Raw genomic sequence first — 15,663 nt, 5'->3', positions numbered from 1 at the left:
TCAGCCAGCAGAAGCGACGAGGTCTCGCTCGTGGATCGCCACCACGGCGAACGCCAGCACGCCAAGTGCCGGCACGAGCAACAACAGGTACTGCCAGGTGATGACGACGGCGAGGCCGAGCGCCACGGCGGTCGTGACGGCGACGAACGGGGCCCGGGAGAGCCGACCGGGCGCCTCCGACAGAAGCCTGCGCCACCGTAGCCCAGGCCGCCACGACGCAGCGGCGGTGAGGATCAGGACCGCTGCGACGCCCGCGGCAACGCTCAACACGACGGCGATCCCCGCAGCCCCGGGCAACGCGCCGTCCGCGGCGATCCGAAGATCGAAGGCGACGAGGACGCCGAGCAGCAGCGAGGCCGCCCCTACCCCGACGCCGCCGGGCATCGCGCGGCGCACGTCGTCGACGAACTGCCCCACCGTCGAGGACTCACCCCGCAGGAATCGGCGCAAATGCGCGGCGCCGGCCGCGAAAGCCGCCGGCCAGGTGACCAGCGGCAGGCATGCCACCGCCATCAGGATGCCCACCCACAGCACTTCACCGAGGAGCGCGAACTTGGCCGTGGCGCCCGGCCACCGGAGCACGCTGCCATCGGCAGGCTCCTGTACCGCGAACCGCGGCCGTCGCCTCATCCCTTCAGCCCCTGCGTCGAGACGCCCTCCACGAGGAACCGCTGGAAGATGATGAAGAACAGCAGGATGGGAAGCAGCGCCAGGACGGACACCGCGACCGTCGCGCCGTAGTCCGACGTCGAGGTCTGGTCATTGAACACCCGCAGAGCCAGCGGTAGCGGGTAGTTCTCCGGAGAGTTCAGGTAGAGCAACGGCCCGAGGAAGTCGTTCCAGCTCCAGATGAACGCGAAGATCGACGCCGACACCAGGGCCGGCTTGATCAGCGGCAGGATGATCAGCCAGAAGATCCGCCAATGGCCGCAGCCGTCGATGCGTGCAGCTTCGTCCATGTCACGGGGCAGCGCCCTGATGAACTGGACGATGAGGAAGACGAAGAACGCCTCCACGGCCAGGAACTTGCCCAGTAGCAGCGGGACGAAGGTGTCGATCAGGTCGAGCCGCCGAAAGAGCATGTACTGGGGGATGATCAGGACGTGGAACGGCAGCAGGAGGGTGCCGATCATGATGGCGAACCACACGCCGCTTCCCCGGAACCTGACGCGCGCGAACGCGTAGGCCGCCAGCGACGCGGAGATCACGATGCCGATCACCGAGAACGTCGCCAGGATGAACGAGTTGGCGAAGAACCGCCACAGCGGCACCCCGCCGATGCCTTCCAGAACCTTGAAGTAGTTCTGGATGGTGGCATTCTCCGGCAGGAACGACTGGTTGGCGCCGAACTCGGACGTGGGCTTGAACGAGGCCGAGAACATCCAGGCAAGCGGGTAGAGGACCACTGCGGTGAGGAGCACCATGGCCGCTACCCATCCGACGGTTGCCCATGTGCGCCTGCTGCGCATGCCGCGGGGCCGCGGTCCCACGAGGGCGCCCCGCTCAGAGGCGGAGGTGGTGGCGGTCATCGCTTGTCTCCCGAGTAGTGCACCCACTGGTTGGAGGTGCGGAACATGATGAAGGCGATCACGCCGACAACAGCCAGCAGCACCCAGGCCATCGCCGAGGCGTAGCCCATCTGGCTGTTGGTGAAGGCCCGCGTATACAGGTAGACGGTGTAGAAGTTGGTGGCTCCCGCAGGCCCGCCGGTGCCCGAGCCGATGATGTAGGCCGAGGCGAAGATCTGGAAGGCGTGGATCATCTCGAGGAGCAGGTTGAAGAAGATGACCGGCGAAAGCATAGGCAGTGTCACACTGACGAACTTGCGGAAGGGTCCGGCGCCGTCGACGGAGGCCGCCTCGTAGAGCTCCTGTGGCACCTGCTTGAGGCCGGCCAGGAAGATCACCATGGGTGCGCCGAACTGCCAGACGGCCAGCAGGATCATCATGGGCAGAATGAGGGCGGGGACTCCCACCCAGCCCCCGATGTTGATGCCGAAGAGGCTGAGCGAGCTGTCCACGGGGCCACCGGTGGAGAACATGGCGCGCCACACGATAGCGATGCTGACGGATGCGCCGATCAGCGACGGCGCGTAGAACGCCGAGCGGAAGAAGCCGGTGCCCCGGCTGCGGTAGTTGAGCAGCATGGCCACGCCGAGGGCTGCGGCGAGCTTGATCGGGGTACCCACGAGCACGTAGATCAGGGTGATGCGCACCGACCCCCACCACACCTCGTCGCTGAGCATGCGCTCGAAGTTGCCGAGGCCGATGAACTCGGTGGTGCCGAAGATGCTGTAGTTGGTGAACGCGAGGTACAACGAGTAGATCATGGGGCCGGCGGTCAGCAGGAAGAAGCCCACCAGCCACGGCGTGAGGAACAGGTAGCCGGCCGCGTCCTCGCGGCGCTGCAAGGCCCTCCTGCGGCGGGGCGCGGAAGCCGCGTGCTCTGCTGCAGTGACGGGCCCCCCGCCGCGGGCCCGGCGAACCGGGCCCGCGGCGGTTGTGGCCGCACTCTTGGGTGCGATGGTCATGGTGTCAGGTCCGTTTCCGTGCTCAGCCGAGGATGACTTCGGTCTCGGCGAAGAACTGGTCGACGGCCTCGTCGACGGTCACGGCACCGAGCCCGAGCGCCTTGCCCAGGTCCCAGAACTTCTGCTCCAAGGCACCGTATCCGACGACCGGGACGGGCGGGGCGTCGCCGATGCGGTCCTCAACGGAGGCGAGGAAGTCGGCCACCTGCTTGTCGGGACCCTCCAGCACGGCGCCTTCGAGCTTGCTGCTGGAGGCCGGGAAGCCGAGGGTAGTGCCGAAGATCTCGCCGGCTTCGGGGCTGTTGACAACGAAGTCCAGGAAGAGCGCCGCGGCCTCCGGGTGCTCGGTGTTCTCCGAGATGGCCATCTGGAGGCCTGCCTGGCGGTAGAGGTCCTTCGACCCCTCAACTGCAGTGGGAGGCGCGATCATCGAGATCGATTCGGCACCCGAATCGGCCAGGTAGCCGCCCAGGAAGTTGCTCCAGCTGGTCTCGCTGACGGTGAGGTTGGCGCCGAAGCCGGACTTGGGCGCGATCTCCTCCAGCTTGTTCTGAGGGACGCCGATGCCGTCGCGGACGGCCTGCCCGGACTCCCAGAAGGCCTTCAGCTCCTCCTTGGTGAAGCCGAGCTCGCCGTCCTCGGTGTAGAGATTCTTACCCTCGGCGCGCAGCGACAACTCGAAGGTCTGGATCCGCTGCGTGACGTCGGTGCCGCCGTAGACGGTTCCGCCGGTCTTCTCGGTGACGTCTGCCATCCAATCGGTGAACTCGGCGAAGGTGGTGCCGCCCTCGGGCATCTCCAGCCCGTGCTCGGCGATCAGCCCATCGTTGACGAAGTTCGCCCAGGTGCTGTAACCGGTGGGGAGCGAGTACTGGACGCCCTCAAGCTGACCGGTGCCCTTGAGCCCGTCGTCGAAGGTGTCAAGAGTGATGTGATCGGAGACCGTGCCGAGGTCCAGCAGGTAGCCCGGCTCGGCGTACTGACGAAGGTAGCTGTCTGAGAACTGCCACACGTCCGGCAAACCGCCGCCTGCAGCCTCGGTCTGCTTCTTCTCCCAGTAGGAGGGGAAGTCCGTGAACGTACCGTTGATCTCGATGTTGGGGTAGTCCTCGTTGAAAGCAGCGATCAACTTCTCGTACCGGGCAGCGCGGTCGTCGTTGCCCCACCAGGTGAACGTGAGTGACACCGCCTCGTTGGGATCGAAGGAGGCGGTGGCCTCAGGGGCGGTCTCGCCGCCACCACCGCAGGCCGTCAGGGCCAGGGCCGCGCTGGCGATCAGCGCCACGAGGGTGTGCTTCTTGGGGAACATCAGTTGTGTCCTCTCGGGTTCGGAACGTCGTCGTTCTGGGCTGTGCGTGACGGGCAACTTGCCGCCCGTCACACTTGGAAAGCGCCTTCCCAAAAGTTAACACCCTTTGAAACGTTTCGCAAGAGCCGGGACATAACGAAATGGACACGGCGCCGAGGAACTTGATAGGACAAAAAGTCCTAGTCGGGACGCATGTGACGCAGCGGCACGCGTGGAATCGTTTCCAGCCGCTCCGCAGCTCCGCGCGGGGGCGTGGTCACCCTCGACCCCTCGCACTGGAGCGCTCATCGCGCCACTACGATGTCGAGCAGGCAAGCGCTGTCCCTTCACACTGCAACGAGGCGAACCAATGACGACCACCTCCCACGCCCCCGGCCTCGACGCCGCCTTCGACTACGTCTCCACCCTCGTCCGCGACGGCGCCCTCCCCACGGCCGTGCTAGGCGTTGCCACCCGCGAAGGCATCGTGGCCATGGAGTCGTTCGGGCGCACCGGCACCCGCGAGGCGCGGACGGGCGACCACTACCGGCTGTTCTCCATCACCAAGCCCCTCGTCGGCCTCCTCGCCGCCCGCGAGCTGGAGCGGGCAACACTCTCCCTCGACACTCCCCCGACCGACGCCCTCCCCGGGTTCGGAGCGGGCCGCGACGACGTCGTCTGCCTCCGCCACCTCGCCTCGCACACCTCCGGCATCACCGAGCCCGAGCTCGACGACCCGCGCCCGCTGCGCGAGACCCTCGAGGCAGCCGGCCGCGACACCCCCGTCGGCACCCTGCGCCGCTACTCGTCGCTCGCCTTCGAGGGCATCGCGGCGCTGATCGAGCACGCCGGCGGCGCAACCTGGGAGTCCGGGCTCAGCACCCTCAACGACGAGCTCGGGACCAGCTTCACCCTCGACGAGGCCTCGGACCCGCCGCCCGTCCTCGGGCTCGGAGCCTTCGACATGGCCACATTCGCCGCCCAGCACCACCCCGGCGCGGGCGTCATCGCCCGGGCGGAGGACCTGCTCAGGGTGGCCGTCTCGCTCCTACGGGGCGACGGCGCCGTCGTGCGCCCCGAGACCCTGGACCTGATGCGCCGCCCCCTCACCGTCGGCATCCCCGTCCACGAACCGCTCCCCCAGGACGACGGCGACGAGTACGGTTTCACCTGGAAGCTCCCCGGATGGGGCGCGACCGACGGCGTGTTCGGCCACGCCGGCTGGTCCGGCACCGAGTTCTGGATCAACCCGGCGGCGGGTGTGGCGTGGACGCTGATGACCAACCGGCCCGAGCGGCCCGGCTTCGAGGTGTCCACTTTGGAACGCCTTGTGAAGCAGGGCCACCAGGCCCTCCGGTGAGCCCCAGCGCAGCATTCAATGTGCGGACAACTCGGGCCATCGCGCCCAGAACCGTCCTAGCGAAGTCTTAACCGACCCCCCATTGACAGTACAAAGGGAAGGATCTAGGCTGGAGCCAGCTCAAGGAAGAGCACCCCCGAAAGGATGACGATGGCTGTCGACAAGAGCCGTAACACTGACCCCCGTTACTCCAAGCTGACCGTCGGAGTCTGCCCCGACCAGTGGGGAGTCTGGTTCCCCGAGCACCCGGACCAGATCCCGTGGGAGAAGGCACTCGACGAGATGGCCGAGGCCGGCTTCTCCGTGATGGAGACCGGGCCGTTCGGCTACTTCCCCACCGACCCCAAGCGCCTCATGGACGAGATGGGCAAGCGCGGCTTCCGCGTCGTCGCCGGCACCGCGTGGGGCATCCTCCACAAGGAGGAGGCCTGGGCCGAGACCGAGAAGACCTTCCGCGCCGTGGGCGAGACCCATGCCGCCGTCGGCGCCGAGTACGTGGTGCACCTGCCCCCCATGTTCCGCGACGAGATCACCGGTGACTTCACCGACGACCGCCACCTCGACGGCGCCGCCTGGGACCTCTACATCAACAACGCGAACCGCCTCGGGCGCATGATGAAGGAGGACTACGGCCTCAAGATGGTGCTGCACCCCCACGGCGACTCGCACATCGAGACCCGCGAGGACATCGACCGCATCTTCCAGGCCACGGATCCCGAGTACGTCGGCTTCTGCCTGGACACCGGCCACATCGTCTACGGCATGGCAGACAACATCTCGCTCATCAAGGACTACCCGGAGCGCATCAGCTACGTGCACATCAAGGCCATGGACCCCAAGCTCGTCAAGCAGGCCCACGACGAGGACTGGCCGTTCGTCAAGGCCGTGAAGGCCGGCTGCTCCGTCGCCCCGCCGGAGGGCGAGCCCGACATGCCCACCCTGGTGGAGGCCCTGGCCGATCTCAACAAGGAGCTCTACGTCATCACCGAGCAGGACATGTTCGGTTGCGACCCGGGCTACCCCCTGCCCAACGCCATCAAGACCCGCGAGTTCCTGGCCTCCTGCGGCCTCGGCCTCCTCTGATCCAGGAAAGACTGACTCACATGACCCTTCGTATCGGAATGATCGGCCCCGGTGGCATGGGCAAGGCCCACATCGAGCGGATCCACACCGTCATCTCGGGCGGCCGCGTGGTGGCCGTCAGCGACGTCAACCCTGACAACGCCGCCGCGGTGGCCGAGCAGATCGGCGGCACGGCCTTCGCGACCAGCGCCGAGCTGATCGCCTCGCCCGACGTGGACGCCATCATGATCGCCAGCTACGGACCGGCCCACAAGCCGGACGTGATCGCCGCCATCGAGGCCGGCAAGTACGTCTTCTGCGAGAAGCCCCTGGCGCCGACGGCCGCCGAGTGCGTCGAGATCATGGAGGCCGAGCAGAAGGCCGGCAAGAAGCTGGTCACCGTCGGCTTCATGCGCCGTTTCGATGCCTCGTACCGCGAGATGAAGAAGATCCTCGACGACGGCGAGGTGGGCGAGGCCCTCATGGTGCACAACGCGCACCGCAACCCCACCGTGCCCGAGATGTACACGTGGGACATGGCCATCAACGACACCGCCATCCACGAGATCGACACCATGCGCTGGCTGCTTGGCGAGGAGTTCGTCTCCGCGCGCGTCGACAAGCCGAAGAAGACCTCGCTGCGCTTCGAGCACCTGCAGGATCCGCTGGTGCTGATCCTCACCACGGAGTCGGGCGTCCGCGTCGACGACGAGGTGTTCGTGAACTGCCAGTACGGCTACGACATCCAGTGCGAGCTGGTGGCGGAGCAGGGCATCGTCCGCCTGGGCGACCAGGAGTTGGTGCACCGCGCCGACAAGCTCGGACGCCACAACCGGCTCACGATGGACCACAACCAGCGCTTCGGCCAGGCGTTCGTCACCGAGGTCCAGGAGTGGATCACCGCGGCATCGGCGGATCGCCACACCGGCTCCAGCTCCTGGGACGGCTACGCCGCCGCCGTGGTGTGCGACGCCGGCGTCAAGGCACTGACGGAGGACGGCGAAGTGCCGATCTCCATGATCGAGCGTCCCGCGCTCTACGCGTGACCTGAGGGCGCCCGCGTTCCGGCGGGCGCCCCTCACTCCGCCTCCCCTCCCCCCTCTCCCCGCTCCACCCCCGCCCAGCACGCCAAGGAAGCCGTCATGGTCAAGATCCTGCTCGACCCATCCATGTACCACCCCCACCTCACCGTCGCCCAGGAGTGCGAGAAGGCCGCCGACCTCGGCTACGGCTACATCGAGCTGTCGCCTCGCGCCGACTTCCACGAGTGGCACCACTACCCCAAGGTCGACAACGCCGAGATCGCGCGCGTCAAGAAGGCGATGAAGGCCACCGGCGTCAAGATCGAGACCTTCAACCCCGTCTTCAACTGGTCCTCCCCTGACGAGCAGGAGCGCCAGGCGCAGGTGCGCAACTGGCGCCGTCTCCTGGAGATCGCCGACGAACTCGAGGTGCCGATGATGGCCACCGAGTTCTCAGGTGATCCCACCAGGGCGCTCACGAGCGAGCATCAGTTCTACCGCTCCATCGAGGAGCTGGCCCCGGACTTCGAGAAGCGTGGCATCGAGTGCGTCGTCGAGGCCCACCCGTACGACTTTGTTGAGACAAACGACCGGGCCGTCCAGGTGGTGCGCGGCGTCAACAAGGACTGGTTCAACTACCAGTTCTGCCTCCCCCACCTCTTCCACCTGTCGTCGGGAAAGAGCAACCCGCGCGAGCTGATGGAGTACGCCGGAGACCGCCTCCGGCACATCCACATCGGCGACGTGTGGAACCATCTGGCAAACGTCGGCAACCGCTACATCATCAACCCCCCGGGCGTTGACGCACGTATTCACCAGCACAATGAGATCGGCAACGGAGAGGTCCCCTGGGACGAGGTCTTCGGGTACCTGCGCGAGATCGAGTACGACGCCCGCCTGTCCGTGTGCGTCTTCGGCTGGGAGGAGGACGCGGACGCCATCCACGTCCGGATGCGGGAGCGCCTCGAGGCCGAGTTCACAACGAACTGATAACATCTGAAATCTTTGTCTTGACATACAGTTCTTTGTCAGGTCATCATAGCGGTGTTGCAACGATGCGACACTCCCTCCCTGCGGAGTCACCAGACACCGCAACCACCCTCGGAAGAGAGACTGCAATGAAGCAAGGAATCAAGCTCGTCGGCCTGTTGGCCGCCGGCGCCCTCGCCTTGAGTGCCTGCGGCACCACCGCCAGCACCCCCACCACCTCCGCCGCCGAAGGATCCGACGCTCCCTCCTCGGCCCCCCTCGAGACCGTGAATTTCGAGCCCGGCGAGGTCGTCAAGCCCGCCGACGGCGAGGTCATCAAGATCGGCGTCACATTCCCGATCCTGGATCAGTTCCTGCAGACCGTCGCCGACGGCATCGAGGCCCGCGCCGCAGAAGCCGGTGTCGAGGTGACCATCGTGGCCGCCCAGGAGAAGGCAGACGTCCAGCTGGGCCAGGTGGAGAACTTCATCTCCCAGGGCCTCGACGGCATCATCATCATCCCCGTCGACACCGACGCGGCCGGCCCCATGACCGAGAAGGCCATGGACGCCGAGATCCCGCTCGTCTACGTCAACCGTCGCCCCTCCGACCTGCCCGTGGGCGTGCCTTACGTGGGATCCAACTCTCTGGTGGCCGGCCAGCTTCAGATGGAGGCGCTCGCCGAGCTCGCCGACGGCAAGGGCAAGGTGGGCATCCTCATCGGCGACCCCGCCAACGAGGCCGCGCGTGACCGCACCGAAGGCTGCAAGCAGATCCTCGAGGACTACCCGGAGATGGAGCTCCTGCGCGAGCAGGCCGGCAACTGGTACCGCGAAGAGGGCCTGGCCATCACCGAGAACTGGATCCAGTCCGGCGACGAGATCGACATCATCTGCGCCAACAACGACGAGATGGCCCTCGGCGCCATCCAGGCCCTGAAGAACGCCGGCAAGCTCGACGACGTGATCGTGGGTGGCGTTGACGCCACCGCCGACGCACTGGCGGCGATGAAGGCCGGCGAGCTCGAGGTGACGGTGTTCCAGGACGCAGCCGGCCAGGGCGCTGGTGGAGTGGACTCCATCATCAACCTGTACAACGGCGAAGAGGTCGCCGGCGTCATCGACGTGCCCTACCAGCTCGTCACCCCTGACAACATGGCCGACTTCGAGAAGTGACGGACCCAGGGGGCCGGGTGCGATGATCGCCCCGGCCCTCTGCTTCGGCAGGGAGGATAGGAAATGCAAGAGGTAATTCTGCGGATGCGCGACATCCGCAAGACGTTCCCCGGCGTGGTGGCCTTGGACGGCGTACAGCTGGACGTGCGAAGCGGCACGGTCCACTCGCTCATGGGGGAGAACGGCGCTGGCAAGTCCACGCTCATGAAGTGCCTGATCGGCATGTACACCCCCGACGCTGGCACCGTCGAGCTCGCCGGTGACATGGTCAGCTTCAAGGACACCAAGGACGGCCTCGAGCACGGCATCTCCATGATCCACCAGGAGCTGTCCCCCGTGCCGGAGATGATGGTGGCCGAGAACATCTGGCTCGGCCGGGAGCAGCGCGGCAAGTTCGGGCTGCTGGACCCCAAGCTGATCATCCGCAAGACGCAGGAACTCTTCGACGAGTGGGACATGAAGATCGACCCGCGCGCCAAGATGAAGGACCTCACGGTGGCCCGCCAGCAGATGGTGGAGATCGCCAAGGCCATCAGCTACGACGCCAAGATCATCATCATGGACGAGCCCACCTCCGCCATCCCCGAGCGGGAGGTGGACCACCTGCACAGGATGATCAAGAGGCTCACCGACTTCGGCGTGGCCATCGTCTACATCACCCACAAGATGGACGAGGTCTTCAAGATCTCCGACGACATCACGGTGTTCCGCGACGGCAAGCACGTCGTCTCCCTCCCGGCGAAGGAGCTGGACCGCAACAAGCTGATCCAGCTGATGGTGGGCCGCGAGCTCACCAGCATGTTCCCCAAGCTGGAGGCCGAGATCGGCGAGGTGGTCCTGTCGGTCCGCAACCTCAACCGCGGCCGGTTCGTCCAGAACGTCAGCTTCGAGGTGCGCCGCGGCGAGATCCTCGGCTTCGCCGGGCTCATGGGCGCGGGCCGCACGGAGGTGCTCGAGACCATCTTCGGGATCGAACCCGCTGACAGCGGCGAGATCTTCGTCGAGGGCAAGCAGCTCAAGGTCCGCGAGCCGAAGGACGCCATCGCGGCCGGCATCGGCATGCTGACGGAGGACCGCAAGCACAACGGCATCATGGGTGTGCTGTCGGTCCGCGACAACATCACCATCGCCGCGCTGCCGAAGTACAGCCCGAAGGGCTTCCTCAACATGGCGCAGATCCGCAAGGACAGCGAGGCCCAGCGCCAGGCGCTGCGCATCAAGACCCCCACGCTTGAGCAGTTGATCAAGAACCTCTCCGGCGGCAACCAGCAGAAGGCGCTCATCTCGCGCTGGCTGCTCACGGTCCCTGAGATCCTCATGATCGACGAGCCCACCCGAGGAATCGATGTGGGCGCAAAGAGTGAAATCCACCGCCTCATGTCCCAGCTCGCGCAACAGGGCAAGGCCATCATCATGGTCTCGTCCGAGCTGCCCGAGGTCCTCGGGATGAGCGATCGCGTCATCGTCATGCACGAAGGCCGCATCTCCGGTGAGCTCTCCCGTGCGGAGGCCAACCAGGAGTCCATCATGCAACTCGCCACCGGCGGCACCGCGGCCGCGTAGGAAGGAACCAACTACTCATGTCTGACACCACTGTCGAGGCCAAACCGAAGTTCAACGCGACGGCGGCCATCAAGAAATACGCCATCCTCCTGATCCTCATCGGGTTCATGGTGATCCTCGCCATCGTCACCGGGGGAACGTTCCTGAGGTCACAGAACCTCATCAACGTCGTCGTCCAGGTGGCCCCCATCGGCATCGTCGCCCTCGGCATGATGTTCGCCATCATCACCAAGGGCATCGACCTGTCGGTGGGCTCCACCGTCGCCCTGGTGGCCGTCGTCTCGGCCAGCCTCGCCCAGGTCCAGAGCGACACCGCGATGTTCCCCGGCCTCCCCCCGATGCCGATCTTCGTCTCGATCATCGTGGGCCTGCTCGTCGGCGCCATCGTGGGCGCCATCGTCGGCACCCTCGTCGCCTACTTCCGCATCCCGCCGTTCGTGGCAACACTGGGCATGATGACCGCCGCTCGTGGTCTGGCGAACATCTACACCGGCGGACGCCCCGTCTCCAACCTGGCGGACGGATTCAACTGGCTGGGCCAGGGCGCCATCCTCGGCATCCCGGTGCCGATGATCATCTTCCTCCTGGTGGCCGTGGTCATCTGGGTGGTCCTCAACCGGACCCGCTTCGGCCGGCACACCTACGCCATCGGCGGCAATGAGCAGGCGGCCCGCGTCTCGGGCATCAGCATCGGCAAGGTGCAGTTCCTCATCTACACCCTGATCGGCCTGCTGGCCGGTCTCGCCGGCATGATCCTCGCCGCCCGCATCGGCTCCGGCCAGCCCACCCTGGGCGTCATGCTGGAGCTCGACGCCATCACGGCCGCAGTCATCGGCGGCGTGTCCTTCAACGGCGGCATCGGCGTGGTGTGGGGCGTCGTCGTAGGCGCGCTGATCATCGGCGTCATCAACAACGGCCTGGATCTCATGAACGTCTCCCCGTTCATGCAGATGGTCGTCAAGGGCGCCATCATCGTCGTCGCAGTCATCATCGACGAGCGCAAGAACCGCTAGTCAAGACAGCAGTTGCAGGGGCGGGGCCGGTGCGGCTCCGCCCCTGTGGCATGCCCCCGGTACGGTGGACCCATGCGCCTGATCCTGATCCGACACGGGGAAACCGAGAGCAACGTCAACCGCCAGCTGGACACCGCCTACCCCGGTGCTCCCCTGAACGAGAACGGGCTGACGCAAGCCCAGGCGCTCGTCGAGGCCATCGCGCACGAGCGGATCGAGGCCCTGTACGCCTCCACCCTGACGCGCGCGCAGCAGACCGCCGCGCCGTTGGCGGAGGCCAGGGAGCTGGAGCTCATCATCGCTGACGGGATCCAGGAGATCGCCGCCGGGATCGAGGAGATGAACACGGACTGGAGCGTGTACGTGGGCATGCTCAATTCGTGGGCGCCGCACAACCTCGACGCGGGGCTGGAGGGCGGAGAGACGGCGCGCCAGTTCCTCACGCGGTTCACCAACGCGGTCGCGGCCATGGAGCAGGCGGGCGACGAGGTGGTCGCGCTGGTCAGCCACGGCGCCGCGCTGCGGGTGTGGGCGATCTCGCAGGACCCGTCGATCGGGGTCGAGAACGCACAGCCGCTGCACAACACTCAGTGGATCGTGCTCAACGGGTCGACCACCGACGGGTGGAGGATCGAACAGTGGGGTGACTACGTCACCTCCACCGACGAAACCGACTGACCCTGACACGAGGCCCGTGCGGCCCTTGTCCCCCGTTGGTTGAGCCGCGACTTCTTCCGCTGGGTGAGCCAGCCGCGGCGCGTAGCGCCCGCTGCTGCGTCGAGGCCTCCAGCGCCCGGTGCAGCGAGCCCTGACACGACGCCCGGGCGGCCGTTGTCCACATTCTCCCTGCTGATCGCGGCAGAATCCTTGGCTGGGTAGACGAGGCCGCCCGGGCCTCGTCTCACTGCTCCCTGCACTCGATTCCCTATGGCGTGGTCACTTCCGGGCGTGCGCCGTCAGGGCGGCCCTGGTGACAGTCTGCCCTGGCGGGACGCCAGTCCGGCGATCCCCGACCTGGGCTTCCCGACGCAGAGCCGCCCTGCCGTCCCCCACCCTCGCATTCACGTCCCGTCCCGTGCCGCGACTGGCGCGGTCGCCTGACTGTCACCTCTGGTGCCGTAGCCGACACTGTAGGTGGCACTTCTGATGCCGTAGTCGACCCCAGAAGTGACGGTAGGAGAGTCCACCCGATCAGGTGTCGCGACACCGCCCCGGCTGGGCCGGGTTGCGCACCGACTGAGGCGAACGCTCTGCGGTCACCTCCCGTCCCGCCCACTCGGACGGCTTGATGACCGAACGGGGGGTGCGCACGAAGGTGGGGGACGGCAGGTCGGCTGGGTGCAGGGATGCCCAGCCCGCGGGGCACCCAGAAGAACCCGCCTGAGACAGACCCACACCAAGGCCGACCTGCCGGCACACGCCTGGACCGAACCACGCCACGCAGGTACCAGTGCAGGGAGACGTGAGACGAGGCCCGGGCGGCCTCAACTACCCGGCCCCTCACAACCGGGCGGTCGAGGAGCAGGAGGTGGTCAAGGGCCGCACGGGCCTCGTGTCAGGGCTCCCGGCACCAGACAGCGCCAGGACCCGGCCAGTGGAGGTCAGGGACCAGTGCAAGTAGGGGTGACGCCTCGGTCAGAGGCAGACGGTGCGACCCTCGTGGGCGCTGATGGTCGCGGCCTCGGCCAGCTTCAGCGCCTCGACGCCGTCGATCACGTTGGGCGAGACGTCGCCGTCGGCCACCACCGCGTCGATGAAAGCGCCCAGCTCGTCGCGGTAGGCCGCCTCGTAGCGGGACAGGAAGAAGTTGAGCACTGGTCCCCTGGCGTCGGTCTGCGTGGCGCTGGCGGCGCGGACGGAGGTCGCGGTGAGGTTGTCGGCGGAGAGGGCGCCGTCGGCCCCGAACGCCTCGAGGCGCTGGTCGTAGCCGTATGCGCAGGTCCGCGAGTTGACGATGGTGGCCAGGGCGCCGTCGGCGTTGCGCAGGAGGACCATCGCCTGGTCGAAGTCACCGGCGGCCTTGATTTCCTCGTCGGCGTTGGTGCCGAACGCGCTGACCTCGACGATGTCGCCCAGGAAGAAGCGCACCATGTCGAAGTCGTGGATGGTCATGTCCTTGAAAATGCCACCCGAGCCGGCAACGTAGCTGGCCGGCGGGCCCTGGGGGTCACGGGAGGTGACGGTCAGCTGCTGCAGCGCGCCGATCTCGCCGGCGGCCACGCGGGCGTTGACCTCAGCGAAGGAGGGGTCGAAGCGGCGGTTGAAGCCCAGCATGACACGCGAGGCTTCGGCACCCAGCTCGTCCATACAGCGGTTCGCCTCGTCCATGCCCAGCGCGACCGGCTTCTCGCACATGACCCGCTTGCCGCCCTTGACGGAGCCGAGGATCTGCTCGACGTGCATCGCGGTGGGCGAGCCGATGATGACGGCGTCGACGTCGTCGGCGTTGTAGACGTCCTCGACGTCCAGGGTGTAGCGCGCCCCGTGCGCCTCCGCCAGGCCCTTGGCGGGCGCCTCGAAGGCGTCGTAGACCAGCGCGAGCGTCGCCTGAGGGTGGGACGCGATGGCGCGTGCGTGGACCTGGCCGATGCGTCCGGCCCCGATGATCGCGAAGCGGATCATGTGTGCTCCTGTGGGTTGGCCGCGCACCAGCGTCACGGCGGTGTATGTCAGCACATATGGTACTAGACCGTGCATGGGGCCACCATTCAGGGGGTGGTCAAACATACGGATGTTTGGCAGGACATAATGGTTCCCAACGAGTCGCGCGAGGCGGCTTGGCTGCGAAGGAGCTGCACATGAAGATTGCCGGCGCACCCATCAGCTGGGGCGTGTGTGAGGTACCGGGCTGGGGCTACCAGATGTCCCCCGAGCGCGTCCTCACCGAGATGAAGGAGATCGGCCTCACCGCCACTGAGTTCGGCCCCCAGGGCTGGCTCCCGGTCGACGCAGAGGAGCGGGCCGCGGTCGTCTCCGAGTTCGGTCTCAAGCCGGTCGGGGCCTTCTTCCTCGCCGTCATGCACGACCCCGATTTCGACCCCATCCCCATGGTGGAGGCCGAGCTCCGCGCGTTCGAGATCGCCGGCGGCGAGTTCCTCGTCCTGGCGGCAGATTCCGGCCAGGACGGCTACGACGCCCGCCCCGAGCTCGACGAGCAGGGCTGGCAGACACTGTTCTCCAACCTCAGCCGGATCAGCGACGTCTGCAAGGCCAACGGCGTCACCGCCGTCCTCCACCCCCACTGGGGCACCATGGTGCAGAACGTCGACGAGGTGGAGCGCGTGCTGGACAACTCCACCGTCGGCCTGTGCCTGGACACGGGTCACCTTGCCTGCGGCGGCGCCGACGTGGTGGCCCTGGTCACCAAGTACGCGGACCGCGTGGGCATTGTGCACGCCAAGGACGTGCGCCTGGACATGGCCGCCAAGCTGCTGCCGGGCGAGATCACCTGGTCCGAGGGCATCAAGGGCGGCATGTTCGTCCCCATCGGCGACGGTGACATCGACTTCGCCACCATCGTGCGCCTCCTGGATCAGGCCGGCTTCGACGGATACTGGGTCCTTGAGCAGGACATCATGATTGACGAGGAGCCGCCTGCGGTCGGAGGACCCATCGACAACGCGGCGAAGTCCTTAGAGGCCCTCAAGGCCCTCGCCTGAGGCATCCTCGGAACGCGCACAG

General features: G+C 66.8%; 14 protein-coding genes. 9 read left to right on the top strand and 5 right to left on the bottom strand.

All coding sequences use genetic code 11. From position 1 onward, the window contains the following. The 4 genes from ACZK39_RS14875 to ACZK39_RS14860 all read right to left on the bottom strand — a co-directional run bounded on the left by ACZK39_RS14875 (position 1) and on the right by ACZK39_RS14860 (position 3,839). Positions 1–630: a hypothetical protein gene (locus ACZK39_RS14875; RefSeq protein WP_463613751.1), complete on the bottom strand. Its 630-nt coding sequence runs from the start codon at positions 628–630 to the stop codon at positions 1–3. Next, positions 627–1,529, bottom strand: a complete 903-nt coding sequence (locus tag ACZK39_RS14870) for a carbohydrate ABC transporter permease (protein ID WP_463613750.1) — start codon at positions 1,527–1,529, stop codon at positions 627–629. The genes ACZK39_RS14875 and ACZK39_RS14870 overlap by 4 nt, the downstream gene beginning before the upstream one ends. Further along, the gene (locus ACZK39_RS14865) at positions 1,526–2,410 is read right to left on the bottom strand and encodes a carbohydrate ABC transporter permease (RefSeq protein WP_255422278.1); all 885 of its coding nucleotides are present in this window, start codon (positions 2,408–2,410) and stop codon (positions 1,526–1,528) included. The genes ACZK39_RS14870 and ACZK39_RS14865 overlap by 4 nt, the downstream gene beginning before the upstream one ends. Before the next feature lie 142 nt (positions 2,411–2,552). Further along, positions 2,553–3,839 (bottom strand): ABC transporter substrate-binding protein, encoded by a 1,287-nt coding sequence (locus ACZK39_RS14860; RefSeq protein WP_463613749.1) that lies wholly within the window; start codon positions 3,837–3,839, stop codon positions 2,553–2,555. Between the two features lie 349 nt (positions 3,840–4,188). Here ACZK39_RS14860 and ACZK39_RS14855 point away from each other — a divergent pair, with 349 nt between their 5' ends. The 8 genes from ACZK39_RS14855 (at position 4,189) to ACZK39_RS14820 (ending at position 12,660) form a co-directional block, all read left to right on the top strand. After that, positions 4,189–5,178, top strand: coding sequence for a serine hydrolase domain-containing protein (locus tag ACZK39_RS14855; RefSeq protein ID WP_463613748.1), 990 nt, complete (start codon positions 4,189–4,191; stop codon positions 5,176–5,178). A gap of 150 nt (positions 5,179–5,328) precedes the next feature. Then, the gene (locus ACZK39_RS14850) at positions 5,329–6,261 is read left to right on the top strand and encodes a TIM barrel protein (RefSeq protein WP_463613747.1); all 933 of its coding nucleotides are present in this window, start codon (positions 5,329–5,331) and stop codon (positions 6,259–6,261) included. 20 nt (positions 6,262–6,281) lie between these two features. After that, positions 6,282–7,286, top strand: a complete 1,005-nt coding sequence (locus tag ACZK39_RS14845; protein WP_459055907.1) for a Gfo/Idh/MocA family protein — start codon at positions 6,282–6,284, stop codon at positions 7,284–7,286. Between the two features lie 96 nt (positions 7,287–7,382). Then, the gene (locus ACZK39_RS14840) at positions 7,383–8,252 is read left to right on the top strand and encodes a sugar phosphate isomerase/epimerase family protein (RefSeq protein ID WP_463613746.1); all 870 of its coding nucleotides are present in this window, start codon (positions 7,383–7,385) and stop codon (positions 8,250–8,252) included. 128 nt (positions 8,253–8,380) lie between these two features. Further along, positions 8,381–9,406, top strand: a complete 1,026-nt coding sequence (locus tag ACZK39_RS14835) for a sugar ABC transporter substrate-binding protein (RefSeq protein WP_463613745.1) — start codon at positions 8,381–8,383, stop codon at positions 9,404–9,406. Between the two features lie 63 nt (positions 9,407–9,469). After that, entirely contained in the window at positions 9,470–10,969 is a 1,500-nt protein-coding gene (locus tag ACZK39_RS14830) for a sugar ABC transporter ATP-binding protein (protein WP_459055905.1), read from the top strand. 17 nt (positions 10,970–10,986) lie between these two features. Further along, positions 10,987–11,982 carry an ABC transporter permease gene (locus ACZK39_RS14825; RefSeq protein WP_182800436.1) on the top strand — a complete coding sequence of 332 codons (996 nt, stop codon included), beginning with the start codon at positions 10,987–10,989 and terminating at the stop codon, positions 11,980–11,982. Positions 11,983–12,054: 72 nt separating this feature from the next. Next, complete coding sequence (locus tag ACZK39_RS14820) at positions 12,055–12,660, top strand: histidine phosphatase family protein (protein WP_463613744.1); 606 nt, start codon at positions 12,055–12,057, stop codon at positions 12,658–12,660. 957 nt (positions 12,661–13,617) lie between these two features. Here ACZK39_RS14820 and iolG read toward each other — a convergent pair. Continuing rightward, complete coding sequence (gene iolG / locus ACZK39_RS14815) at positions 13,618–14,604, bottom strand: inositol 2-dehydrogenase (RefSeq protein WP_463613772.1); 987 nt, start codon at positions 14,602–14,604, stop codon at positions 13,618–13,620. Positions 14,605–14,780: 176 nt separating this feature from the next. Here iolG and ACZK39_RS14810 point away from each other — a divergent pair, with 176 nt between their 5' ends. Then, positions 14,781–15,641 (top strand): TIM barrel protein, encoded by an 861-nt coding sequence (locus tag ACZK39_RS14810; protein ID WP_463613743.1) that lies wholly within the window; start codon positions 14,781–14,783, stop codon positions 15,639–15,641. Positions 15,642–15,663 lie beyond the last annotated feature (22 nt).

The sequence above is a fragment of the Tessaracoccus luoxuelianae genome, from assembly GCF_055326245.1.
The sequence above is the reverse complement of the archived record's forward strand: the minus strand, read 5'-3'. Positions and strand labels throughout refer to the sequence as shown.

Coding starts and splice junctions, on each gene's coding strand:
- ACZK39_RS14855 (WP_463613748.1), top strand. CDS start 4,189: ATGACGACCACCTCCCACGCCCCCGGCCTCGACGCCGCCTTCGACTAC.
- ACZK39_RS14850 (WP_463613747.1), top strand. CDS start 5,329: ATGGCTGTCGACAAGAGCCGTAACACTGACCCCCGTTACTCCAAGCTG.
- ACZK39_RS14845 (WP_459055907.1), top strand. CDS start 6,282: ATGACCCTTCGTATCGGAATGATCGGCCCCGGTGGCATGGGCAAGGCC.
- ACZK39_RS14810 (WP_463613743.1), top strand. CDS start 14,781: ATGAAGATTGCCGGCGCACCCATCAGCTGGGGCGTGTGTGAGGTACCG.
- ACZK39_RS14825 (WP_182800436.1), top strand. CDS start 10,987: ATGTCTGACACCACTGTCGAGGCCAAACCGAAGTTCAACGCGACGGCG.
- ACZK39_RS14835 (WP_463613745.1), top strand. CDS start 8,381: ATGAAGCAAGGAATCAAGCTCGTCGGCCTGTTGGCCGCCGGCGCCCTC.
- ACZK39_RS14830 (WP_459055905.1), top strand. CDS start 9,470: ATGCAAGAGGTAATTCTGCGGATGCGCGACATCCGCAAGACGTTCCCC.
- ACZK39_RS14875 (WP_463613751.1), bottom strand. CDS start 630: ATGAGGCGACGGCCGCGGTTCGCGGTACAGGAGCCTGCCGATGGCAGC.
- ACZK39_RS14840 (WP_463613746.1), top strand. CDS start 7,383: ATGGTCAAGATCCTGCTCGACCCATCCATGTACCACCCCCACCTCACC.
- ACZK39_RS14820 (WP_463613744.1), top strand. CDS start 12,055: ATGCGCCTGATCCTGATCCGACACGGGGAAACCGAGAGCAACGTCAAC.
- ACZK39_RS14870 (WP_463613750.1), bottom strand. CDS start 1,529: ATGACCGCCACCACCTCCGCCTCTGAGCGGGGCGCCCTCGTGGGACCG.
- ACZK39_RS14860 (WP_463613749.1), bottom strand. CDS start 3,839: ATGTTCCCCAAGAAGCACACCCTCGTGGCGCTGATCGCCAGCGCGGCC.
- iolG (WP_463613772.1), bottom strand. CDS start 14,604: ATGATCCGCTTCGCGATCATCGGGGCCGGACGCATCGGCCAGGTCCAC.